The organism is Allopontixanthobacter sp. (assembly GCF_034376665.1).
Taxonomy (GTDB): domain Bacteria; phylum Pseudomonadota; class Alphaproteobacteria; order Sphingomonadales; family Sphingomonadaceae; genus Allopontixanthobacter.
In genome coordinates, this window is record NZ_JAXMJI010000041.1 from 22,573 (window position 1) to 44,863 (window position 22,291).

Annotated in this window: 18 protein-coding genes and 1 tRNA gene; 6 read left to right on the forward strand and 13 right to left on the reverse strand. The window is 62.2% G+C overall.

Annotated features, from left to right (window positions below; genetic code table 11):
• Positions 1 to 6: 6 nt before the first annotated feature.
• Positions 7 to 234 carry a hypothetical protein gene (locus U0988_RS04130; RefSeq protein WP_322291375.1) on the forward strand — a complete coding sequence of 76 codons (228 nt, stop codon included), beginning with the start codon at positions 7 to 9 and terminating at the stop codon, positions 232 to 234.
• 38 nt (positions 235 to 272) lie between these two features.
• Here U0988_RS04130 and U0988_RS04135 read toward each other — a convergent pair whose 3' ends face one another.
• The gene (locus U0988_RS04135) at positions 273 to 2,465 is read right to left on the reverse strand and encodes a TonB-dependent receptor (RefSeq protein ID WP_322291376.1); all 2,193 of its coding nucleotides are present in this window, start codon (positions 2,463 to 2,465) and stop codon (positions 273 to 275) included.
• Positions 2,466 to 2,563: 98 nt separating this feature from the next.
• Here U0988_RS04135 and U0988_RS04140 point away from each other — a divergent pair, with 98 nt between their 5' ends.
• The 3 genes from U0988_RS04140 to U0988_RS04150 all read left to right on the forward strand — a co-directional run bounded on the left by U0988_RS04140 (position 2,564) and on the right by U0988_RS04150 (position 5,628).
• Positions 2,564 to 3,019 carry a MarR family winged helix-turn-helix transcriptional regulator gene (locus U0988_RS04140; protein WP_322291377.1) on the forward strand — a complete coding sequence of 152 codons (456 nt, stop codon included), beginning with the start codon at positions 2,564 to 2,566 and terminating at the stop codon, positions 3,017 to 3,019.
• Positions 3,020 to 3,088: 69 nt separating this feature from the next.
• The gene (locus tag U0988_RS04145; protein ID WP_322291378.1) at positions 3,089 to 3,679 is read left to right on the forward strand and encodes a carboxymuconolactone decarboxylase family protein; all 591 of its coding nucleotides are present in this window, start codon (positions 3,089 to 3,091) and stop codon (positions 3,677 to 3,679) included.
• A 134-nt stretch (positions 3,680 to 3,813) separates the two neighbouring features.
• Positions 3,814 to 5,628: a DUF885 domain-containing protein gene (locus U0988_RS04150; RefSeq protein WP_322291379.1), complete on the forward strand. Its 1,815-nt coding sequence runs from the start codon at positions 3,814 to 3,816 to the stop codon at positions 5,626 to 5,628.
• Positions 5,629 to 5,661: 33 nt separating this feature from the next.
• On the opposite strand, the gene U0988_RS04155 is transcribed toward U0988_RS04150, so the two are convergent.
• On the reverse strand, positions 5,662 to 7,800 hold the full coding sequence (locus U0988_RS04155) for a S9 family peptidase (protein WP_416172360.1): 2,139 nt from the start codon (positions 7,798 to 7,800) through the stop codon (positions 5,662 to 5,664).
• 321 nt (positions 7,801 to 8,121) lie between these two features.
• Between U0988_RS04155 and U0988_RS04160 the strand changes: the two genes are divergently transcribed.
• Positions 8,122 to 10,365: a putative bifunctional diguanylate cyclase/phosphodiesterase gene (locus U0988_RS04160; protein ID WP_416172361.1), complete on the forward strand. Its 2,244-nt coding sequence runs from the start codon at positions 8,122 to 8,124 to the stop codon at positions 10,363 to 10,365.
• On the opposite strand, the gene purQ is transcribed toward U0988_RS04160, so the two are convergent.
• The 9 genes from purQ to infA all read right to left on the reverse strand — a co-directional run bounded on the left by purQ (position 10,324) and on the right by infA (position 17,476).
• Positions 10,324 to 11,004 (reverse strand): phosphoribosylformylglycinamidine synthase subunit PurQ, encoded by a 681-nt coding sequence (gene purQ, locus U0988_RS04165; protein WP_322291381.1) that lies wholly within the window; start codon positions 11,002 to 11,004, stop codon positions 10,324 to 10,326. The genes U0988_RS04160 and purQ overlap by 42 nt on opposite strands.
• The gene (purS, locus tag U0988_RS04170) at positions 11,004 to 11,252 is read right to left on the reverse strand and encodes a phosphoribosylformylglycinamidine synthase subunit PurS (protein ID WP_322291382.1); all 249 of its coding nucleotides are present in this window, start codon (positions 11,250 to 11,252) and stop codon (positions 11,004 to 11,006) included. The genes purQ and purS overlap by 1 nt, the downstream gene beginning before the upstream one ends.
• Positions 11,253 to 11,343: 91 nt before the next feature.
• Complete coding sequence (locus U0988_RS04175) at positions 11,344 to 14,196, reverse strand: insulinase family protein (protein ID WP_322291383.1); 2,853 nt, start codon at positions 14,194 to 14,196, stop codon at positions 11,344 to 11,346.
• A 53-nt stretch (positions 14,197 to 14,249) separates the two neighbouring features.
• A complete protein-coding gene (gene purC / locus U0988_RS04180) occupies positions 14,250 to 15,050 on the reverse strand; it encodes a phosphoribosylaminoimidazolesuccinocarboxamide synthase (RefSeq protein WP_322291384.1) in 801 nt (266 codons plus the stop codon).
• 227 nt (positions 15,051 to 15,277) lie between these two features.
• Positions 15,278 to 15,352, reverse strand: a tRNA-Phe gene (locus U0988_RS04185).
• A 122-nt stretch (positions 15,353 to 15,474) separates the two neighbouring features.
• Positions 15,475 to 15,657, reverse strand: a complete 183-nt coding sequence (yacG, locus tag U0988_RS04190; RefSeq protein WP_322291385.1) for a DNA gyrase inhibitor YacG — start codon at positions 15,655 to 15,657, stop codon at positions 15,475 to 15,477.
• Positions 15,654 to 16,622: a ribonuclease E/G gene (locus U0988_RS04195; RefSeq protein WP_322291386.1), complete on the reverse strand. Its 969-nt coding sequence runs from the start codon at positions 16,620 to 16,622 to the stop codon at positions 15,654 to 15,656. The genes yacG and U0988_RS04195 overlap by 4 nt, the downstream gene beginning before the upstream one ends.
• Positions 16,623 to 16,631: 9 nt before the next feature.
• The gene (locus U0988_RS04200; protein WP_322291392.1) at positions 16,632 to 17,186 is read right to left on the reverse strand and encodes a Maf family protein; all 555 of its coding nucleotides are present in this window, start codon (positions 17,184 to 17,186) and stop codon (positions 16,632 to 16,634) included.
• Between the two features lie 44 nt (positions 17,187 to 17,230).
• Complete coding sequence (gene infA / locus U0988_RS04205) at positions 17,231 to 17,476, reverse strand: translation initiation factor IF-1 (RefSeq protein ID WP_047806247.1); 246 nt, start codon at positions 17,474 to 17,476, stop codon at positions 17,231 to 17,233.
• A 216-nt stretch (positions 17,477 to 17,692) separates the two neighbouring features.
• On the opposite strand from infA, the gene U0988_RS04210 reads away from it, so the two are divergent.
• Entirely contained in the window at positions 17,693 to 20,182 is a 2,490-nt protein-coding gene (locus tag U0988_RS04210) for a TonB-dependent receptor (RefSeq protein ID WP_322291387.1), read from the forward strand.
• 25 nt (positions 20,183 to 20,207) lie between these two features.
• Here U0988_RS04210 and U0988_RS04215 read toward each other — a convergent pair whose 3' ends face one another.
• Both U0988_RS04215 and U0988_RS04220 read right to left on the reverse strand, forming a co-directional pair.
• Complete coding sequence (locus U0988_RS04215; RefSeq protein ID WP_322291388.1) at positions 20,208 to 21,008, reverse strand: lipase family alpha/beta hydrolase; 801 nt, start codon at positions 21,006 to 21,008, stop codon at positions 20,208 to 20,210.
• A partial coding sequence (locus U0988_RS04220; RefSeq protein ID WP_322291389.1) for a WS/DGAT domain-containing protein occupies positions 21,005 to 22,291 on the reverse strand: 1,287 nt, incomplete at its 5' end. The genes U0988_RS04215 and U0988_RS04220, both read right to left, overlap by 4 nt.

Consider the following 22,291-nt stretch of genomic DNA (forward strand, 5'->3'; position numbering starts at 1 on the left):
TCTTACATGTGCTTGCTTGCCAAGCCGGTCGAGCGCAATCTGGCCGAGAACGAATTTCTTGCCGGACCCTATTACCTGGTCGACATTGCCGCCTATCCCTGGATCGTGGTCCACGAATGGGCCGCCGTTGATCTGGCGGATTACCCCGCGATTCAGGGCTGGCTGGAACGCGTGGGAAATCGCGCCGCCGTTCGTCGCGGGATGCAGGTGCCAGACGGCGCCCGGCTAGGTTGATCCTGCCAGCGTGAGCCTGCTTGCCAGCTAAAGTCCCGCTAGAACTTTGCGCCTACCCGCAAGCCATAGGTCCGCGGGGCGAGGAACACGCCTTTGAAACTCGGACCGACGCCGACAATCAGCGTCCCTGCCGATACCGACGAAACGACATCATCGTCTTCGATGTTTTCGATATAGGCTTCGGCGAACCAGTCACCATCGGTCTGTTCATAGCGCAGCCGTGCGTCGGTACGGGTGTAGGCCCCTTTCCGATCATGGTCCTTGTTCTGGATCCGCAGGAAGGCATTGCTTTCGTAATGGAACTGGACGCGCGGCTTGAGTGTGCCCGGACCCAGGTCGAGCGTGAACGGTTCGATACCCACCGTCCCGGTGAAGCTCGGCGCATTGACCAGCTTGTTGCCCGAAAGATCTTCGATTGCGCTCGTCAGATCGTCGAGCACATTGGGAAAGGAATCGAATTCTGCATTGAGATAGCCGAGGGCAAAATCGATCCGTGTGCTTCTGCCGAAGCGGGCCTCACCCTCTGCCTCCAGACCCCATACCGTGGCGGAGGTGGCGTTGCGGGTGATATTTTCGATCACATTGTTGGCCCCGGTTTCCACCTGCGCCAGCTGCAGATCCTTGTAATCGTAGTAGAAGGCCGACAGCCCCAGCCGCAGCCGGTTGTCGAACGCGTTGGTTTTCGCGCCCACTTCATAGGCGGTCACGGTCTCCGGATCGTAAATCGCCTGGCTCGCGCCGCGGTTGAAGCCGCCCGCCTTGTAGCCGGTGCTGACGCTGCCATACAGCAATGTGTCGTCGCTGAGCGTGTAATCGAGCGCAGCACGCCAGGTCACCTTGTCCCAATCCGCGCTCTGGTTCTGGATAATCGTCTGAAGCGGCGGCGGCCCCATCGCGTTCAGGCGGCGGATGACCTGCGCACTGTCAGGCTTGTCCTTGTCGTCGCGGGTGTAGCGTGCGCCCAGCGTCAGATCGAGCCGTTCGGACAGCGCCACGTTCGTCTGGCCGAATATGGCCCAGGATTCGTTCTTCTGGTCGCGGTCGATGAAGTCGAAATCGAGCCGGCTGAATGCGCCAATTGCTGTCGGGATCTGGACATTGAAGATGCTGTTGATCGTTTCATCGAGATAGAATCCGCCGATCATCCAGTCGAACGTCCGGTCTCCATTCGAGGTGAGCCGCAACTCGTGGGTATTGGCCGATGACCGGAATTCCTCCCCCAGTGTCGAATCCGAAATGGCTGTGCCATCCAGATCGTTGAAGGATTCGCGCTCCTCGCGCCGCCAGGAAAACTGATAGGTCGCCGTTGCACCGCCGAAATCGTAATCGGCCTGGGCCCGGAACGAATTGGTGTCGTTGTTGCGGAAGCCCCGGGTATTGAGCGGAAATCTGCGCGGATCGGTGACGACGGCATTTGGACGCGGATTGCCCGTGAAGGGCAACAGTCCCTGCACCCCGCCTACACCGTCGCGCCGGTACGTCTCATAGGTAAACAGCAGCTTCAGCGCATCGGTCGGCTGGGCCAGCAAATGGAGACGGGCAGAAAAATCATCCGCATCATCGCCGCGCCCGGCGACGGGGGAATTGTCGCGGTAGCCGTCCCGGTCTTCCGAAATGAAGGCGGCACGCAGCGCCAGCCGGTCACCCATAAGCGGAAGATTGACGGCTCCGGTCGTGAGGACTCGGTCATAGTTTCCAAACAGGATTTCGAAATGGCCGCCGAGCTCTCCGGTCGGTTTCTGGCTGACGACATTAACCGCGCCCGAGGTGCTGTTGCGGCCATACAAGGTCCCTTGCGGTCCGCGCAGCACCTCGACCCGGTCGAGATCGTAGAAATAGGCATTGGCACCCGAAAGACGCGGCACATAGGCACCGTCGATGTGGAACGCCGTGGTCGGATCGGCCTCGTTGCGATTGTCGGTTCCGGAAATGCCGCGGATTGTAATGAACACCGCATCGCGGCTGGTCTCGTTCGCGAAATTCACATTGGGCGACAGAAAGCCGATGGCGGAGGTATCGTATGCCCCGATCGCGCTCAGCGTCTCGCCGCTTACGGCGGTGACGGCAAGGGGAACACTCGACAGGTTTTCCGCACGCTTCTGGGCTGTAACGACAATTTCGGTGACGGTATTATCATCTTGCGCCGGGGCGACCGGCTGGTCTTGCGCGACCGAGGGGACAGTCCAGGCGCATCCGCCAAGGGCCAGCAGCACTTTTATCCGGTTATCCATGTTTACCTCCCAGTAGTCGCGTATTTTTTAGTTGAACCTAAAACTATCATCAGCGCGAACTGCTTGCAACTGCAATCTTATCATGGAAGGGATTGTCCATGACAATCGATCTCCAATCCCATCTGCCCTACCGCCTCGCGAAGACTTCGCTGCGCATCAAGAATGCAACCACCACGCGGTATGTGCGGCGGACCCGCATGTCCGCCCGCGAGTGGCGGGTTCTGGGTATGCTGGGGATCGTCGGATCGCAGACTCCCTCGGAACTTGCGGAACTTACAGGCATGGATCGCGCAACAATCAGTCGCGCCATAGCCCGGTTGGTGAAACTCGATTACGTCACGCGCAGGCCGAACGCGGCAGACAACCGAAGCCAGACAATCGAGGTGACCCCTGCTGGCGAGGCCAATTGCCGCGCCATCGTGCCGCGCATGAAGGGGTCGGGCGATGAATGCCGGTCTCTGTTTTCAGCGGCGGAATTCGCTCTGCTGATTGAATTTATCGACCGCATCGACAGCGCCATTCTGGAAGGGTCCATCCTATCAGACAAGGGATAATATCGTTGAAAATGCAATTATATCGTCTATAGACTTCGTTCGATCGTTCCCCAGCAGGAGTCAATTTGCATGTTGCTAGTCACGCCGCTCGAAAAAGGATCTTCGCCCGCAGTTGCAGAACTCGCGGCGTTTTTCGATGAGACGCTCGGCTTCACGCCGAACAGCGTCCTGACGATGCAGCGGCGGCCGGAAATCGCTGAAGCGTTCATCAACCTCAACAAGGCGGTGATGACCAATGCCGGCCGCGTTACTGCGGAACAGAAGCGCTTCATCGGGATGCTGACGAGCCTTTCCAGCGGTTGCCGCTATTGCCAGGCGCACACCGCGCTCGCGGCGCAGCGCTACGGGGCATCGGACGAACGGCTGGATGCAATCTGGGATTATCAATCAAGTCCCTTGTTCACCGATGCCGAACGGGCGGCGTTTAATTTCGCGATTGCTGCGGCCAGTGTGCCCAACGCCGTCACTCCGGAAATTGCCGATGAATTGCGCAGCCACTGGAACGAGGCCGAAATCGTCGAAATCCTTGGCGTCGTCTCGCTCTTCGGTTTCCTCAATCGCTGGAACGACAGTATGGGCACATCGCTGGAAGCTGCCGCCGATGAATTCGCTTCCGCTACACTTGGCCCCCACGGTTGGGAAAAGGGCAAGCACGGGTAGGGCGGCTCGGGCATAGCCGAGGGAGCCGTCGACCTTTGTAATTGATGCCGATCTTTTCTCCGTTTCGGGCTGGCAAAGCGCGATCGTCTGCGCCAAGACCGCCCTGCTAAACGCAAAAGAGGGAGCAGCTAGCGATGGGTCGCATTGGCCGAATAGCCTTGGTTTCACTTGGGGCGCTCGCGCTTTCTGCTTGCGCGGCAGAGCGCGAGAGGCTGGCGAGCGCCGACGCGGCGAGCGCGGCGGAGGAGCGGGAGCAGGGCATCGATGCGCTGTTCGAAACCTACGACCAACGCCAGCTCGAACTTTCGCCCCTTTCCAAGGCCTATCGCGGGATCCGCGACGAGGATTACGGCGCGTGGGGTGATTTTTCCGATGCGGGAGAAATCGCGCAGGAAGAACTGCTGCAAACAACCGCTGCAGCGATGCGCTCGAGCTACTCCCCCGCTACGCTTCCGGCGGACGATGCGCTCAGCTATCGTCTGTTCGACGCGATGGCGAAACGCAGTGCGCGCACCTTTCCCTACCGCGAATACGGGTACATCTTCGACCAGATGAACGGCGCGCAGAGCGATCTGCCGGCGTTCCTGATCAACATCCATTCGGTGGCGGACGCCGACCAGGCGGAAGATTACATCGAACGGATCGAGGGGCTTGGTCCGGTGCTCGACACCTTGACCGCCGAATCGCGCGAGCGCGCCGGTCGCGGGGTCATGCCGCCCCAATGGGTTTATGCCTACGTCATCTCCGACATCGAGAACCTGCTCACCGCAGGGGACGACAACGCGATGCTCGAGGATTTTGCCGGCAAACTTGGTAAACTCGGTCTCGAAGAGGCGGAAAAGACCTCGCTCCAGTCACGCGCGCAGGCAGCCTGGAACCAGTCCGCCCGGCCGGCCTACGAGCGGCTGCTCGCCGAAATGAAGCGCCAGCAGGCAATCGCGGGCACGGCGGACGGCGTCTGGCGCTTTCCCGAAGGGCGCGCCTATTACGATGCCCTGCTTTCGAATTACACCACGACCGATCTCACCGCCGACCAGATCCACGACATCGGGCTGCGCGAGGTCACACGGATCCACGGCGAGATGCGCGGGATCATGCGCCAGGTAGGGTTCGACGGCACGCTGCAGGAATTCTTCGAACACGCCCGGACCGATCCGAAATTCTATTTTCAGTCGCGCGAGGATTATCTCGCCGCGGTGAAGGCGGTGCAGGACAAGATCGAGCCGGTGTTGCCGCGTTACTTCGCCACGCTGCCCAAGGCACCGCTGGTGGTGAAGCCGGTCGAGGCCTTCCGCGAACAAAGCGCGGGCAAGGCGTTCTACCAGAGCCCGGCGCCCGACGGTTCGCGGCCCGGTACTTACTACGTAAACCTATACCGGCTCGAGGATATGAGCCGCAACGAGCTCGAGGCGCTCTTTTACCACGAGGGGTTACCGGGGCATCACCTTCAGCGTGCGGCACAGACCGAGCTCGGCGACGATATGCCCGCTTTTCGGCGCTTCGGCGGGGTTACCGCTTATACCGAGGGCTGGGGGCTCTATGCCGAAGAACTGGGCAAGGACATGGGGTTCTATACCGATCCCTATTCGGACTTCGGCCGCTTGGGGATGGAGCTGTGGCGCGCCGCGCGGCTGGTGGTCGACACCGGCATACATTCGAAGCGCTGGAGCCGCGAGCAGGCGATCGATTATCTGAAGCAGAACACGCCGAATCCCGACGGCGACATCCGCAAGGCGATCGAGCGCTATGTCGTCTATCCGGGGCAGGCGACTGCCTACATGATCGGCAAGCTGAAGATCATGGAGCTTCGCGAGAAGGCACGAACCGAGCTGGGCGCGGGTTTCGACATCCGCGAATTCCACGATGTCGTGCTGAGCAGCGGTCCCGTTCCGTTGTCGATCCTCGAGGAGAACGTCAACGCGTGGATTGTGGCCGAGCGCAGCAACTAAGCGGTTCGACCGGTTTTAGACGCACCGCGGAATTCAGTCTTGCGGTTCCGACGTTGCCTCGCGGTTCCAGCCCGACTTGTAGCGATCGAACCAGGCTAGGATCGCCGATGCCTTTGCTGCGGATTGGGAAGGGCGCGCGGCAAAGCCGCCATGGCTGGCACCGGGGACCTTGACCAGCGCGGTCGGTACACCGCGCAGGCGCAGCGCGGCGTAATACTGCTCGGATTCGCTGACCGGGGTGCGGTAGTCCTCGCTGCCGACCACTACCAGTGTCGGCGTTTCGACATTGCCGACCAGGGATAAGGGGGAAAGGCGCCAGTAGGTGTCGGGGGCTTCCCAGGGCTGGGCACCAATCCAGTACTTACCGAAGAAGGAAGAACCATCGGCGGTCAGTGCCTGGGTCGTCCAGTTGATGACCGGCTTCTGCGTCGCCGCGGCCTTGAAGCGGTTGGTTTTCCCGACGATCCAGCTGGTCAGCACACCGCCGCCCGATCCGCCGGTGACGAACAGCCGATCGGGATCGGCAATGCCGAGCGCAATCGTGCGGTCGACGATCGAGATCAGGTCGAAATAATCGTTGCCGGGGTAGGCCTTGTCGATCTCGTTCGCGAAGGCCTCGCCATAGCTCGTCGATCCGCGCGGATTGGCGGAGAGCACGGCGTAGCCGGCCGCAGCGTATAGCTGGTTGTCGGTCGAGAAATGCGGACCGTAGGCAGCGAACGGACCGCCATGGATTTCGAGGATCAATGGCACACGCTGCCCCTCGACATAGCCGGGCGGCAGAGTGAGCCACCCTTCGATCTCCAACCCGTCATGGCTCGAGGGGGTCGCTATTCGCCGAACTTCACCGAAGGACTTGACCGCGCGGAGCGACCGGTTGAGCTCGGTGAGCATCCGCGCCTCGCCGCCGCGCTGCAGCTGGACTTCCGCAGGGCGGGTCGCGGTCCCGCCGGTAAAGGCGATAGTATCGTCTGCGGCGACCGTGAAACTGCCTCCGGTATAGGGACGATCAAGTCCGCCGCCCGACAGACCTTTCGCGGCGTCGCGCACTGAACCGTCGAGCGCGATGCGGGCAACCCGCGTTTCGCCGCTGATGTCGTATTGCGCGTATAAACCCCGCCCGTCCGCATCCCACGCGATCCCGGCTGGGCTGTAGTCCCAGTCGGCGGTGAGGTTGCGCACGCCCGACCCGTCGCGGTTCATCACATAAAGGTCGCTGTCTTCATAGGCGCGCAGGGCATCGTCGAAGCCGAGATAGGCGATCATCCGGCCGTCGGGCGAAATCACCGGATTTCCATCCGGACCGTCGCGGTCGGTGAGCTGGGTCACCGCGCCGGATGTGACGTCGAGCGCATATACCTCGCTCTCAACCGGATCGTCTTCCCAGTTCGGGCGGCGATTGGCGCTGAAATAAATTGCCGCGCCATTGGGCGACCAGCTGAGAGGGCCGCCATCGTGGTACCGGCCGAAGGTGAGCTGGCGCGGCGCGCCGCCGGTGGCCGGCACAACGAAGATCTTCTCGAAGCCGGGTTCGATATAGCCCTGTCCGTCGGCGCGGTAGGTCAGCAGGTCGCGAATCTCGAGCGGCGCGGCCCATTTGGCACCTTCGGGCTTGTTGGACGGCGCAGCCCCGAGCTTCGGGCCGTCGTCCTTCACAAGCATGGTATAGGCGATCGAGCGTCCGTCGGGCGACCAGGCGATGCTCGAGGGACTGGTGGGCAGGCCGGTCAAGCGTACGGCCTCGCCGCCGTCCATCCAGTGGACCCACAGCTGCGGGCTGCCCGCTTCGGTCGAGGCATAGGCAAGCTGGTCGCCGTTCGGGGACCAACGCGGGCTGAAGGCATCGCCATTACGCCCGGCGAGCGGTGTCTCGCGTCCGGTGCCGGTATCGATCAGCCAGATCGAACTCACGGCCCGGTCGGACATGATATCGTTCGTGCGGCGAACATAAGCGATGTGGCGGCCGTCGGGGCTGATCTGCACATCACTGGCAATGGAGATGTCGAACAGGTCCGCCCCCGTGAATCGCAGCTCCGGGCCGCTGCGGTCGCTACCGAGGGCGGCACCTGACATTTCTGCCGCCGGCTCGGGCGCCACCGGCATTTCGGCTTCCACTTGGGCGAAGGCAGGTGTGGTTAACGCCAGAAGTGCAGCGGCATGGGCATATTTCATGATCGGTCGTCCCCTCGCGAAGGCGCTACTTTTATCGTTCGTACCCCAGAATTCGGATACGCGCCCTGCATTACTTACTAACCATCTCATGTCATGAAAAGGGCTGCTTTAAGCGTTTGCTTTACGTGGTGGAAACCTTTGTCGGTTACTCGCTGATCTGTGCAGGAACCAGTCTCCCCAAGACCCGATCCCAAGATCGGATTGTCAATGCGTGCCGTGCTCGGTCTGCATGATCCGGCGCGAGAGGACTGGGCGCGCTTGCGGTCCATGCAATATCCGCGCCTGGCAAACGGAAATATACTTAGGCTCATTGCACAAGTAATGGCTGCCGGATTGGCAACATTTCTCTACCGCGAAGTGATCCACCCTGTCGGCCTGATCGCCTGGGCAGTCACGCTCGGCCTGGCGTTGGCGTTCAATGCGCAGGTCAGCGCCAGCCTGTCCGATGCGGATCACCGGGATATGTCGCTGGACGAATTCCGCAAGCACGGCATCTCGATCGTAACCATCGGTCTGGTCTGGTCGATCACCTTCGTGTGGTTCGGACTGCTGGGTACGGTCAGCGACCTGATTATATTATGGGCAATAGTTTCCGCGCTGATTGCCGGTTCCACCCTGATTGTCCCGACAACCCCGCTGGCGAACATCGTTTTCGCGGGCATCACCGGTCTGGCGGCGATCCTGGGCTTTGCCTTGACCGGGCAGTATCTGATGATCGCCGTCTGCGCGATCTTCGTCATGGCCATCTCGGCGGGCAGTGTCGGGGCATCGCGGACATTCCTGGAAGCGCGGCTCGCCGAAGCCGCGATCGTGGAAAAGGACGAGGTCGTTTCGCTGCTGCTCCGCGAATTCGAGGAAAATCAGGCCGACTGGCTGTGGCAGATAGACACCGCGCGCCGGGTCCGTACCGTGTCGCCGCGCTTTGCTTTTGCGCTGGGGAAAAGCAACGAGGACGTCAACGGCAAGCCATTCCTGCAACTGCTCAGCGGAGAAACCTGGGAAAGCGGCCAATTCCATCCGAGCCTTCACGATCTGGCAGAGCGGCTCAAACAGCGCGAGAGCTTCTCCAACCTGTTGGTAAAGGTTTCCGTGGATCGTGCGCAACGCTGGTGGGAGCTGTCGGGCACGCCGATGCTTGACGAAAAGGGTGTCCATATCGGATTCCGCGGCGTTGGCTCCGATGTCACCGAGCAGCGCGAATCCAGCGAGAAGATCGCCTATCTGGCGCGCTATGACACGTTAACGGGACTGCCGAATCGCCTGATGCTCAACGAAGGACTGGGCGAGGCGCTGCGCTATGCCGAGCAGTGGCGCGCCCGCTGTGCATTTCTGATGATCGATCTGGACCGGTTCAAGGCGGTCAACGATTCCCTCGGTCACCTGATTGGGGACCAACTGCTGGCCGAGGTTTCGCAGCGGTTGAAGGAAGTGGCGAGCGATAACGAGCGCGTTGGGCGGCTTGGCGGGGACGAATTTGCCATCGTGATCCGCGATGCGAGCGAACCCGGCTATGTCGACAAGGTTGCAAGCAGAGTCATCGAGCGTCTTTCCCGCCCTTACGAAATTGCCCATCACACCCTCTATGTCGGGGCCAGCGTAGGGTCCGCGATCGGACCGGTCGACGGGACAACGGTGGAAGACATCATGCGCAATTCCGATCTCGCGCTGTACCGCGCGAAGGACGAAGGCGGCGGCGCGCATTACCGCTATGAACCCTCGCTCCATGCCTCTGCCGAAGAACGCCGCCGACTGGAATTCTCGTTGCGCCATGCGATACAGCGCGGTGAATTGCTGCTCAATTTCCAGCCCGTGGTCGATGCCTACAAGGAAAATATCGTCAGCTTCGAAGCGCTGCTGCGGTGGCAAAGCAAGGAACACGGGTTCGTCAGCCCGGCAAAATTCATCCCCTTGGCCGAGGATACACGGCTGATCGTGCCGATCGGCGAATGGGTGCTGGAACAGGCATGCCTCGAAGCGGTCAACTGGCCGGCTCACATCCGGATTGCCGTCAACGTGTCGGGCGAACAGCTGGTCGAACCGGAGTTCGCAGCCACGGTGGTGCGATCTCTGGCAAAAAGCGGGCTGGCGGCCAACCGGCTCGAAATTGAAGTGACGGAAAGCATTTTCCTGCGCGATGCAGACCTTGCCCGCAAGGCGCTCGAGGAAATCATGGCTCTCGGCTGTTCCGTGGCGCTCGACGATTTCGGCACCGGATATTCCTCACTCGGCTATCTGCGAAAGCTGAGGTTCTCCACCATCAAGGTCGACCGCTCCTTCGTCCAGGGTGCGGCGAAGCAGCATCCAGAAAGTCTCGCGATCATTCGCGCCGTCGTGGCCATGGCGGACAGCCTCGAAATGTCGACGACGGCAGAAGGTGTCGAAACGGCCGAGGAAGCGGAGATGATCCGCCAACTGGGCTGCAAGAAGATCCAGGGATATTATTTCGGGCGGCCAATGCCGGCGGAGGAAGCCCGCCTCGTCTGCCAACGGACGCCAGCTCCGCCCGTCAGAATCCTCCCACCATCAGGCGGAGACGATCGCCGACTCAACAATTCCGGCAAATAGAGCGCGTCCGTCACTGCCGCCCTGCGCGGATTCCATCGCCCGTTCCGGATGCGGCATCATCCCGAGCACATTTCCCGCGCGGTTGAGTATCCCGGCAATATCGCGGCGCGATCCGTTGCATTGCCCGTCATAGCGGAACGCGACCCGTCCATCCCCTTCCAGCCGGTCGAGCGTGGCCTCGTCCGCGAAATAATTGCCGTCGTGATGTGCGATCGGGATATGGATCGTCTGGCCTGCTTCGTACCCGCGCGTGAACAGCGTCTGGTTGTTTTCGACCTTGAGCGCCGCAGTGCGGCAAATGAAATTCTGCCCGGCATTCCGCATCAACGCGCCAGGCAGCAGCCCGCTTTCGGTCAAGATCTGGAAGCCGTTGCATACCCCCAGCACCGGCACGCCGCGTTCCGCCGCAGCGACGATTGCGCGCATGATCGGGCTGCGCGCGGCCATTGCGCCAGAGCGGAGATAATCGCCGTAGGAAAACCCGCCCGGCAGAGCGATGAAATCGAGCCGATCGGGCAATTCCGCGTCGCCGTGCCACACACGCATTGGCGCGGTTCCGCTGGCCTGCTCCACCGCGACCGCCATGTCGCGGTCGCAATTAGAGCCGGGAAAGGTGATCACGGCAGCGCGAAATGCCATTACACGGTCTCCTTCGGGCCCATTCTTTCGATCCGGTAATTCTCGATCACCATGTTGGCGAGAAGCTTGCGGCACATCTCGTCAAGAGCTTCGTCTGTGACGCTTTCATCCACATCCAGTTCGATCAGCCGTCCGGCGCGGACATCGTTCACTCCGGTGAAGCCGAGTCCCTCCAGCGCGTGGTGGATCGCGCGGCCTTGCGGGTCGAGCACGCCGGGCTTGAGGGAGACATGGATCTGGACTTTCATCGCGCGGACCTTTGTTTGGACGGGTTACCGGAGAATCGCCCGCATCCTATGGCGCGGCGCTGGCCACCGGGCAAGGTTTGCGGCGGGCTTATCACGAAGGCAGGCTGGTCTCGGGAACTACCAGCACTTCCAGCCCCGCGGCCGGTTGCAAGAAACGGTTTGCGGTTTGGCGGATGTCTTCGGGCGTGACCGCTTCGATGGCCCCGCGCGTCTTCAGAAAGCGCTCGATCCGCTCGCTCTCGCTCTGCGCACGGCTGACCAGTCCGCGCCACCCGGTATTGCTCTTCAGCGCATTGTCATAGGTTTCGAGCAGCGGACGGCGTGCGCGGTCGAGCATGTCGCGGTCGATCGGGTCACTCCGGAGCTGTCCAAGAGCGGCGGCGATGGCGCCGCGCGCTGCGTCGATGTCAGCGATGTCGACGGACGCCGCGATCGCGAAGGTGCCGTAGCCGGGGTAATCGAGGGACGTGCTGCTGCTGGCACTCGGGGAATAGGTCTTGCCGAGGCGCTCGCGAAGTTCTTCCTGAAGGGCCAGGCGGACCACCCGCTCCAGGACGGTCAGCCGTGCGTCCAGCGCCAGATCGCTATCGTCGGTGGTTGGCCAGGTGAGGCGAAGCAGCGCCTGATCTGCTTCGCCCTGGTGTGTCAGCACACGGGGTGCGCGGTCCGCAGTGAAGCTGCGCTGGCGCGCCTGGTCGCGCGGTTTGAACTCTGTGTCCCGACGGGGCAGGGCGCCGAATGTGGCCGCCACCAGCTCGATGGCAGCTTGCTCTTCGAAATCACCCACCAGCGCCACCTCAAGCGCACCACTTTCGAGGCTGTCGCCAATGGCTGCGCGCAATTTTTCGAAATTGAGCGCCCGATAGGCCGTCTCCGGCTGCAGGGTGAAGCGCGGGTCGTTGTCGGACAGGATGCCGCCCAGGGCATTGCTCAGCGCGCCAAGGGGAGTGGCGTCCTTGCTCTTGAAGAAATTTGCGATGCTGCGCTGGTACTGGACTTCCCCCTCGCGGCGATACCCGGGATCGGTGAGGCCCGCCGCGAGCAATTGCAATTGCAGCGGCAGATCGCGCGCCGTCGTGGTCCCGCTGGCGCTGAAACTGTCGGTGTCGGTGGCAAGCGACCAGCCGACGCTGCGGCCGGCGAGTATCGATTGCAGTTCATCTTGCGAATGCTTGCCCAGACCGCCCACCGGCAGGACGGTGACCATAGCGGTGGCCAGCGGGTTGTCCGCCGTGTTGAGCAGCGACCCGCCATCCACATTGACCTCGAACGCAATCCGGTCTTCCTGAAGGTCGGTCCGTTTGAGGTTCAGCATCACCCCGTTGTCGAAGCGGATTTCGCGAATGCCCAGCTTCGGCTCCACCACGTCCGACACCACCGTTCCGGGCGGGCCGAAATCGGTATAGCCGAAGGGAATTTGCGCGGCTTCTGCCACGGGCTCGATGGCAGCGGCCATGGCCTCGTCCCACGCCCGCCGCAGCGCCTCGCCGCCGCCTTCCGGCTCAGTGCGTCCGCGGACCCGGATGAGCGGATTGTCCAGCGGGGCGGCGTCGCGTCGCAGCGCCTCGAGCACGGCTGCGGGGGTGATGTAGGGCAGGAACGCCCGCAGCCGCTCCAATCCGCTCGCAGGGGTAGTGGGAATCCGCTCGTCGGTTATCAGGGCCAGCGCCGTGCCCATCAGTTCACCGTTGGTGCGGGTGGTTGCGGAAGCGGCGGCGTTTTCCTGCGCCGTCAGCACCCCCGCGACCTGTTCCGCCACTTCGGCCTGGGTGAAGCCGGAATCGAGCGAGCGGCGGAGGGTCAGGGCGGCCGCGGTCAGACCCTTTTCCCACTCGCCGTCGGCGCTATCGATGATCAGATTGGTCGATCTGGCTTCCTCGAAGATGTCGCCCGTGCCAAAGCCTGCACCACGGAACGGCGGCTCCGCCATCCTAGCCTGCGCCAGCAAGCGCCGGTTGACGGTCCCGTAACCGATGGAGCGGAGAAGGTTCTGGCGGCGGTTTGCGGCCAAATCCGGCTCATCCTGCCACGGGCTGAGACGCGTCACGGTCACCCGCTCGGACAGCGCCGGGTCGAGGTGGATGTCGGTAAACCCTGCGCGCGAGAGGTCAACCGGACCGGCTGACGGCGCAGGCGGAAGCGGGGCCGCCTGCCACGTGGTGAAATGCTTGCGGATTGCGGCTTCGATGATGTCCTCGTCAAAATCGCCGACCACCAGCATCACCGTATTGGCTGGCACATATTCGCGGCTGTAGAATCCGCGTAAGTCTTCCGCGTCTGCCGTCTCCAGCACTTCCGCCACACCGATTGGCAGGCGCGCGGCATAGCGAGCGCCAGGGGTAGTGAATTCGAACTGGTCGATCGTATCCTTGAAGGAGAAATTCATGCGGTCGCGCCGTTCGGACAGGATCACGCCGCGTTCGCGGTCCACTGCGCCCGGTGAGATCGAAAGTTCGCTGGCGGTTTCGCGCATCAGCATCAGCGCAATGTCCAGCAGGGCCGGGTCACTGCGCGGCAGGTCGAGTTTGTAGACAGTTTCCTCGAATCCGGTGCTGGCGTTGGTATCCGCCCCGAAGGCGAGCCCTTCGCGTTCCAGCAGCTTGACCATTTCCCCTTCCGGCACTTTGGCCGAACCGTTGAACGCCATGTGCTCGAGAAAATGTGCGAGACCCTGCTCGGAATCAGCCTCCGAAAGGCTTCCGGACCCGATTACCATGCGGACCAGCGCCGTCTGTTCGGGGCGGTCGTTCTGACGCAGGACATAGCGCATTCCGTTGGGCAGTTGGCCGAACCGGAAACCGGGATCGACCGGAATGTCGCTCTGCTGGAACGGCCAAATGGTCTCGTCCGACGGGACACTATCGGGCGCGGGCGCCGCCGCATCCTGTGCCGGGAGAGAAACCGGTGCGACGAATAAGGCCAGAGCCAACAGGCGGTAATGCATGGACCGACCGCTGCACGAATCCCGGTGCAGGATCAAGGGTACGGTCGCCTGAATTATTTCTTGGGCAGCGGGTTCCGCAAACGGCCGCGGTGGGCGTTCAGATCGAAGACTTCGCCCGGGCTTGCATCATCGTTCTGCAGCAGGCCAAGCCGGCGGGCAACTTCCTGATACGCCTCTTCCTCGCCGCCCAAGTCGCGGCGGAAGCGGTCCTTGTCGAGCTTTTCGCCCGAGGTCATGTCCCACAGCCGACACCCGTCCGGGCTGATCTCGTCCGCCAGGATCACCCGGCTGTAATCGCCGTCATACAGCCGCCCGAATTCGAGCTTGAAATCGACGAGCCGTATGTTGATCGCCGCGAACATCCCGCACAGGAAATCGTTCACCCGGATTGCCATGCTGGCAATATCCTGCATTTCCTCGTTCGAAGCCCAGCCAAAACAGGCGATATGTTCTTCGGCAATCAGCGGATCGCCAAGCGCATCGTCCTTGTAGCAATATTCGATCAGTGTGTGCGGCAGCGGTTCGCCTTCTTCGAGACCCAGCCGCTTGCAGATCGAACCCGCCGCGACATTGCGCACAACCACTTCGATCGGAACGATTTCCACCTGCCGCACCAATTGTTCGCGCATGTTCAGGCGGCGAATGAAGTGGGTCGGGATGCCAATGTGGCTGAGGCGGGTGAAGACGTATTCGCTGATGCGATTGTTGATCACGCCCTTGCCGTTGATCGTGCCGCGCTTCTGCGCATTGAACGCGGTCGCATCGTCCTTGAAATACTGGATGATCGTGCCGGGCACGGGACCTTCGTAAAGGATCTTGGCCTTGCCTTCGTAAATCTGGCGGCGACGGGTCATGAGCGCTTCCTATAAAACCATTTCGGACTACCAAGCGAAATTGGGGCCGAAAAACACGCTGCCCCGGCGGACGGAGATCGATTCTCCGCTTTGGCCGGGGCGCTGGACAAGCGCATTACAGCCAAACTTCCGGCAACGCAATCAATGCGCCGCGCGGCGATAGGCCCGCAGGCTGCGCGGAACAGAGTGACGCAATGTCCGGGTGATCAAGGCAAGGTCGGGATCAGTGGTGCCCGAGGGTGGATTTGAACCACCGACACCACGATTTTCAATCGTGTGCTCTACCCCTGAGCTACTCGGGCACTGGTCCAGCAGGGGCCGTACATCGGTCACCTGCTGTGGGAGAGGGGGCCTATGGCGAAGCCCACCGCGCTTGGCAAGGGGTAACCGCGAGCCCTGCAGGTGAATTATGGTCGCCGCGAATTCAATTCTGTTCTTCCCAGCCTTCACGGGCAATTTCCTCCGGATCGGCGCGGCGGCCCGGCACCGAATAGCCATCGCCGAACCATTGCGACAGATCGCGGTCGCGGCAGCGGCTGGAGCAGAACGGATAGAATTCCTCCGAACGCGCCTTCTTGCAAATCGGGCAGGTCTTGATCGTGCTCATAGCGGCACAGCTTGAGCGAAGCCGCCTTCCAGCGCAAGGCCTGGTTCCGCCCTGATCCGGATTTCGCGGCCGGTTCTGCGGGCGAGTTCCGCCTGCCATTCCGGCGTCAGATGTGCGCCCACTGCCGGATGGCAGGTGAGCAGCAATGCGCCTGGTTCCGCAACCTGCTCCGCCTGACGCAGCAGCAGGCGCGCGGCCATGCCAGTGCGCGAATGGGCCGCCCGGTGAAGGAGCGATTTGCGCGACAGGCGGCTGACCAGCTGGACGAAGCCGAACCCGTTCATCGAGGTACGCTCGTGCGGCCAGCCTGCAAGCGCGGTGTCCAGCGCCTCGTCCACTTCGCGGCGGTGCTGTCTGGTTTGCAGGGTCGGAAAATCGATCCCGATCGATCCGCCCAGATCCATGCGGTCGAGAGTGCGTGCTATCGAAGGGATAGCCGCAAGGGCCAGTTCACGCGGGGGCAAGGTACCGTCGATGTCGATGGTCACCATGGCTGGCGTAGGGCTCAGCAGCAGCGATCCGCCGGAAAAATCTACTTCGCCCGAGACGGCGTCCGCGATCACGTCTGACCATCCCGGCACCGGGAAGCGGCGCACGATTTCGGCTTCGCAACCCTCCACGGCAAGAGTTTGCGCTAGCGTGGGAGCGGTTGACCCTTTGTCGGTAGGGCGGCCAAGGGCGCGTTTCAGCCTGCCCCGTTCCGCCATGGAAGGACGGGTGATTTCGACGCGGAGTGGAGCCCCTTCGCTTGCAGCTTTGGGCAGCCGGTCCACCAGCACCTGTTCGCCGGATGGCAATTGCGCCGTCCCCCGGCTGCTTCCGCCGCTGCGTGCCAGCAAAACTGCGTCCGTAACCTGGCCCGCGAGCAATTCGCCCGGCCAGTGTAGCCGCGCGGCGACGATTTCGCCGCCAGCCACCGCGATAGCGCGGTGTTCGCCGATGCCTTCTTCGAGATACCACTTCATCGCGGCGTCTCAGGCTATCTTGAAGCCGCTGGCCTTGAGCAAGGCGCGGGTTTCGAATAGCGGCAGACCTACAACGCCCGAGTGACTGCCCTGTATCCAGCTGATGAGGCCCTCGGCAGCGCCCTGAATGGCATAGCCGCCGGCCTTGCCTTCCCATTCGCCGCCCGCGAGATAGTCGCGGATTTCCTCGTCCGACAGCACCTTGAACTTGACCACCGTGTCCGACAGCCGTTCGCGCAGAGTTCCGTCCGGCGCGCGCAGGGCAATGGCCGAGAGTACGCGGTGACGGCGGCCGGACAGCAGTTTCAGGCACTCTCGGGCGGTGGCTTCATCATCCGCCTTGGGCAGGATCCGGCGGCCGAGGGCGACCACTGTGTCCCCCGCCAGAACATACGCGCTGTCCGATGCGGCCGCGGCGGATTTTTCGCGTGCCATTCGCTTGGCATAGTCGCGGGGGAGTTCGGTTTTAAGAGGGGCTTCGTTGATATCGGCCGGCGCGATGCGATCCGGCGCAAACCCTAACCGGGCGAGTAATTCACGGCGCCGCGGACTCGCAGACGCCAGGATGAGGCGCGGCTCCGTAGATGGCGCGGCCAATCCCCCCGGCCTTATTGCGGTCCGGGGCCGCCCCGGCCGGGCATGAAGCGGTAGGTGATGCGCGCCTTGGTCAGATCGTAAGGGGTCAGTTCGCACAGGACTTCGTCGCCCACGAGCACACGAATACGGTTTTTGCGCATTTTGCCAGCAGTGTGGCCGAGCACCTCATGACCATTTTCGAGCTCCACCCGGAACATCGCGTTGGGCAGCAATTCCACTACCTTGCCGCGCATTTCGAGGAGTTCTTCTTTCGCCATAAGTAATTATTTTCCATCAGCCAGGTGCAATATCGATGCGCCTTTAGCGGGGGGCGGGATAAAAGGAAAGCCTCGTGCGCAGTGGCATAATGGCTTCACTTGCGATGCGGCGGAATAAATTCATCAGCGGCACATGTTGTATATGCAAAAGGCTGCGACATATTGTTACCCGAAAGCGGATTGCCATTCGCTCCCCACCAGAGGATTGATCCACGCATGAATATCCGCTTTTTGCTGAGTTCCTGTGCCTGTGCGGCGTTGACTGTTGCCGTGCCCGCTCTTGCTCAGGAAGGTGATCCGGTTGGGCAGGTGCTTGGCGAACAGCCGGACGAGGAACCCGATTACGATGGGTCGCTCCTCGACGAAATCGTAGTCACCGCCGACCGCATTCGAGGCCAGGTCGATACGGCACAAGCCCCGATTGTCGAATTGAACGAGGCGGATATCGGTGCCTACGGCGCGAGTTCGATCGCCGATCTGGTGGAGGCGCTGGGAACGGTCACGCAATCGTCGCGCGGGCGCGGCGGCGGCCAGCCGGTGTTTCTGATCAACGGCATTCGGGTGGGCAGTTTCCGCGAATTTCGCTCCTATCCACCTGAGTCGATCCGCAAAGTGGAAGTGCTACCGGAGGAAGTCGCCCAGAAATTTGGCTTTGCCCCTGATCGGCGGGTTATCAACTTCATTCTGAAGGATAATTACACTGCCGTAACAGCAGAAGCCGAATACGCTCAGCCGGCTCGCGGCCGCTTTTCGCGCAACGAGCAGGAGGTGACCCTGCTCAAGATCGCCAATGGGGCCAGGATCAACGTCAATCTGGAAGCCACCGACCGGTCGTTGCTGACCGAGGCCGAGCGCGGCGTCGAGCAAACCCCGTCAAGCGTCTCCCTGGTATCCGGCGACCCGGCCCAAGCCGATTTCCGGAGCCTGGTATCCGACACTTTCTCGTTCGAAGGTACCGCGAATTACGCCAGGTCATTTGCCGACAGCGGGGCATCACTTGGTCTTAACGGGACCTATGAGCGCAACGAGAGCCGCAGTCTGTCCGGGCTGAATTCCGTGCTGCTTACCGATCCGCTCGGCAACAGAGCGCTGCGCACTTTCGGCGCGGATAATCCGCTCGAACAGAGAACCTCGTCGGACACCGGTTCGGCCTCGGTCAGCTACAACCGGCCGGTCGGGGCGTTTCAGCTGACGACGACCGCCGACGCGGGGTTAACCAACAGCACCACGCAGATCGACCTGCGCCCCGATATTTCCGGCTTGGTCGAGCAAGCCGCCGATGGGTCACTGGCACTCGACGCACCCCTGCCAGGGCTGGCCGATCCCGGTTTCGCTGTCGTGACCACCAACACCAAGAACGCCAGCAGCAAGGCCACGTTGCAGGGCGCGGCGCTGCTTCTGCCGGCGGGCGAGGTGAATTTGACCTTCGATCTTGGCTACAACTGGAACGACATCGAGGGCGCAGACAGCCGGACCAATATCGAGACGGACCTGACCCGCGGCAATCTGAACGGCGGCGTCAATGTCTCCATTCCCGTTACCAGCACACGGGATAATTTCCTGGGTGCGGTGGGCGATATCAGCCTGAATGTGGCGGGTGGTTTCGATCGCTTGTCCGATTTCGGAACCCTTTATGACTGGACCGCCAGTGTCACCTGGGCACCATTCGAACAGCTCGACCTGACCGCGACCTACGTGAACCGGGAGAGCCCGCCATCGCTGAGCCAGCTTGGCAGTCCGGAAGTCGTCACATTCAACGTGTCGACTTTCGATTTCGTCAGGGGCGAGACGGTTCTGGCCACGATCACCTCGGGCGGTAACCCCTTTCTGATCGCGGAAACCCAGAAGGACTGGAATTTCTCCGCCAACTGGAAAGTTCCCTTCATCGAGAACGCCAATCTCGAGGCGAGTTTCATCCGGAACCGGTCGGACGATGTGTCGAGCGCGTTTCCCACACTCACTTCCGAAATCGAAGCGGCGTTCCCGGACCGCGTGACCCGCGGTGCGGACGGCACCCTGCTGGCGGTCGACCGCAGGCCGGTTACCTACAGCCAGACGTTGCTCGACAGACTTGCGCTGGGCCTGTCCCTGCGCGGCAATTTTGGCGAGGCCCGCGTACCCGAAGGCCGCGCGGAAGGCGGCCGGCGCGGCGCTCCTGGCGCAGCAGGCGGCCGACGCGGCAGGCGTGGGGGCGGCGGCCCGGGCGGCTTTCCGGGAACGCCCGGCGGTGGAGATGATGGGCGCGGCCGCTTTTTCGTAAGCCTCAACCATACGCTCGACTTCAAAAACGAAATCCTCATTGCACCCGGTGTCCCGGTGATCGACCTGATTGGCGGCGGCGGAGCGGTGTCGCGCAACAACACCCGGTTGGAAGCGGGCATGTTCCGCGGCGGCCTCGGCCTGCGACTTTCCGGCAGTTATCTGGGACCCACTCGGATCGATGGCAGTGATGCGCTGGGCAGCAGCGATCTGGAATTCGATGGACTCGCAAAAGTAGACTTGCGGTTCTTCGCCGATCTGGGCGAAGTTCTGAAAAAGCAGGATGGACCATTGAAGGGATTGCGGATCGCCTTGCGCGCCGACAATCTGTTCGATGGTGTGCGCCGGGTTACTGATGAAGACGGCAATGTGCCGCTAAATTACCAACCCGCCCTGATTGATCCCGTTGGACGTTATCTGGGTATCGATGTGCGCAAGATGTTCTGACGCGGGGGAGGGTCGTCCGTCCCGCTTAGTGCAGCCTGCTCTGCGGGAATACGGCACGCGCCAGCCCCTTGGCTTTGAACGGCTGCCACGTGCCCTCGGGCTGCGCCAGCCGGTCGGCAATTGCCAGCATCACTGCCGGATTGACGCCCAGTCCGCAGTGGCTTGCATGGACTTCGATATTCTCCGTCTGCGCGGCTTCGTGCATTCTGGCCTGAACCGAACCGCGCCAAGCCACGACACCGTCCGTCTTGGTCAGGATCGATGTAGTCGGGACCGGCGGGGCGACATGCAGTCCGGTAAACATGCCCCGCTCCACCGGTTCCGGCGTCTTGCCATTCAGCCATTCGAACAGGCGCGCGGCGTTGGTATGGCCGCGGTCGTCGGAAATCGGGCTACCGAGCGAAATCACCATCCGGACTTTTTCCGGCATCATCTTGGCCAGTTCGCGCGCGAACACCCCGCCAAGACTCCAGCCGACGATCGAAATCTTGCCACCGGATCGCTCATGCAGTGCTTCGACGCAGAGTTTCATCGCGTCCACCCGCTCGTTGTCGATCCGGACATTGCGGCCAAGATCCCAGCCCTGAACCTCGTAATTCAGGCTGGTGAGCAAGGAGCGCATCGGCTTGGTCGAACCGTCAGACGCCATGAAGCCGGGTAGCACGAGAACACCATGCCCGTCGCCGCGCGGCAACAGGCTCATCGCCGGACGCAGGGCGAAGAAACTGGCGAGTTCCACCAGCGCCCGCGTCGGCTCCGCCAGCGTCAACAGGCGGCTGGGTGGGCGCGCGGTGCGGGTGGTAGCGGAAGTGCCGCTTTGCGTCATGCTTTTGACTTTCTGGCTGCCGGTGCCTTTTTGGGCACCGGGGATTTTTTCGGGGCGGACCTCTTTGCGAGCGCCTTTGTGCGTTTCGGAGGCTCGGCCTTGGCGTCTCCGGATTTTTCTTTTTTGTCGGTTGCGGGCGTTGTTCTCCTTGAAGAATTCCCCGCCTTCGCCGTTGTTCCCGCAGATTCGGCGGCGGCATCGCGCAGTTCGTCAAAGCTTTCCTGGATGCATTGGGCGTAGAATTCCGGATCGGGCATGATCTTGCGGCAGGCGGTGAAGGCAATTGTCGCTTCCGCGCAATAGCTCTGCACCACATGGCCGAGACCGAGACCGTCGGTCAGGCAGAGCAGTCCCATCATGCTTTCGAGCTGGGCACCGCAGGAATAGATCGGCACCGGCGGGCCGGGCACATTGGTGACCACCGTGGTAAACGGCGGCCCGACGCGGTTGGCGAGGCCCAGCCGCGTGTATAGCTGCGCGCCCAATGCCATGAACAGGGCAGGGCTGACCTTGCTCATTTCGGTCATGTTGCGGGCACCGATGGCGTCGGTCATCGCCTTGCTGTTGGTGGTCTGCGAATGGACGAAGGCCAGCCGTTCCGCCGGGTCATCCAGATGCGTGCCAAGCGGGGCAATCATGGCGGCAACCTGATTTCCCATGTCGCCCCTTTCGGTGTCGGAACGCACCGAAATCGGTGCCATCGCCGTCAGGGTCTTGGCGGGCAGATCGTCCTTCGCCAGCAGATATCTGCGCATCGCGCCGCCGATGATCGCCAGGAACACGTCGTTGACCTTGCAACCCGGGTCGAGCGCGCGGATCGCTTTAATGTCTGCCAGCGGGACGCTGCGACCTTCCACAACGCGGGCGGCGGAGATCACCTTGTTGAAACGGGTGCGCGGGGCGAGCATCTCGCCGCTGACATTGAATTCCTTCGCCGCAAGGCCCTTGATCGCCTTCGCCAGTCCGGGCGCGGCCCGGGCTGCGACTTCCAGCTGCTTTACGGGGTTGGTGACCGCGTTGAAGTAGCTCTTGCCCAGCAGTTCAGCGCCCGTCGGTATGCGTTCCGGCTTCCAGGTGTCGGGCGCGGCTGGCGGCGGAGTGTCGGCCGCCAGCGTGTGCAACGCCTCCATCAAATCGACCCCGCTCATCCCGTCGATTGCGGAATGGTGGACTTTGGTCACCATTGCGTAGCAACCGGGATCGATGCCGGGGTTGTTTTCCAGCCCGTCGATCAGGGTGAATTCCCACGGCGGCCGGGTCAGATCCAGCGGACGGGCGAAAAT

Bases quoted from the DNA above. Each gene is read 5' to 3' on its own strand.
- U0988_RS04150 (WP_322291379.1), top strand. From the start codon at position 3,814: ATGGGTCGCATTGGCCGAATAGCCTTGGTTTCACTTGGGGCGCTCGCG.
- U0988_RS04160 (WP_416172361.1), top strand. From the start codon at position 8,122: ATGGCTGCCGGATTGGCAACATTTCTCTACCGCGAAGTGATCCACCCT.
- U0988_RS04215 (WP_322291388.1), bottom strand. From the start codon at position 21,008: ATGACGCAAAGCGGCACTTCCGCTACCACCCGCACCGCGCGCCCACCC.
- U0988_RS04145 (WP_322291378.1), top strand. From the start codon at position 3,089: ATGTTGCTAGTCACGCCGCTCGAAAAAGGATCTTCGCCCGCAGTTGCA.
- purQ (WP_322291381.1), bottom strand. From the start codon at position 11,004: ATGGCATTTCGCGCTGCCGTGATCACCTTTCCCGGCTCTAATTGCGAC.
- U0988_RS04130 (WP_322291375.1), top strand. From the start codon at position 7: ATGTGCTTGCTTGCCAAGCCGGTCGAGCGCAATCTGGCCGAGAACGAA.
- U0988_RS04195 (WP_322291386.1), bottom strand. From the start codon at position 16,622: ATGAAGTGGTATCTCGAAGAAGGCATCGGCGAACACCGCGCTATCGCG.
- U0988_RS04135 (WP_322291376.1), bottom strand. From the start codon at position 2,465: ATGGATAACCGGATAAAAGTGCTGCTGGCCCTTGGCGGATGCGCCTGG.
- U0988_RS04210 (WP_322291387.1), top strand. From the start codon at position 17,693: ATGAATATCCGCTTTTTGCTGAGTTCCTGTGCCTGTGCGGCGTTGACT.
- yacG (WP_322291385.1), bottom strand. From the start codon at position 15,657: ATGAGCACGATCAAGACCTGCCCGATTTGCAAGAAGGCGCGTTCGGAG.
- U0988_RS04175 (WP_322291383.1), bottom strand. From the start codon at position 14,196: ATGCATTACCGCCTGTTGGCTCTGGCCTTATTCGTCGCACCGGTTTCT.
- infA (WP_047806247.1), bottom strand. From the start codon at position 17,476: ATGGCGAAAGAAGAACTCCTCGAAATGCGCGGCAAGGTAGTGGAATTG.
- U0988_RS04140 (WP_322291377.1), top strand. From the start codon at position 2,564: ATGACAATCGATCTCCAATCCCATCTGCCCTACCGCCTCGCGAAGACT.
- U0988_RS04155 (WP_416172360.1), bottom strand. From the start codon at position 7,800: ATGAAATATGCCCATGCCGCTGCACTTCTGGCGTTAACCACACCTGCC.
- purS (WP_322291382.1), bottom strand. From the start codon at position 11,252: ATGAAAGTCCAGATCCATGTCTCCCTCAAGCCCGGCGTGCTCGACCCG.
- purC (WP_322291384.1), bottom strand. From the start codon at position 15,050: ATGACCCGTCGCCGCCAGATTTACGAAGGCAAGGCCAAGATCCTTTAC.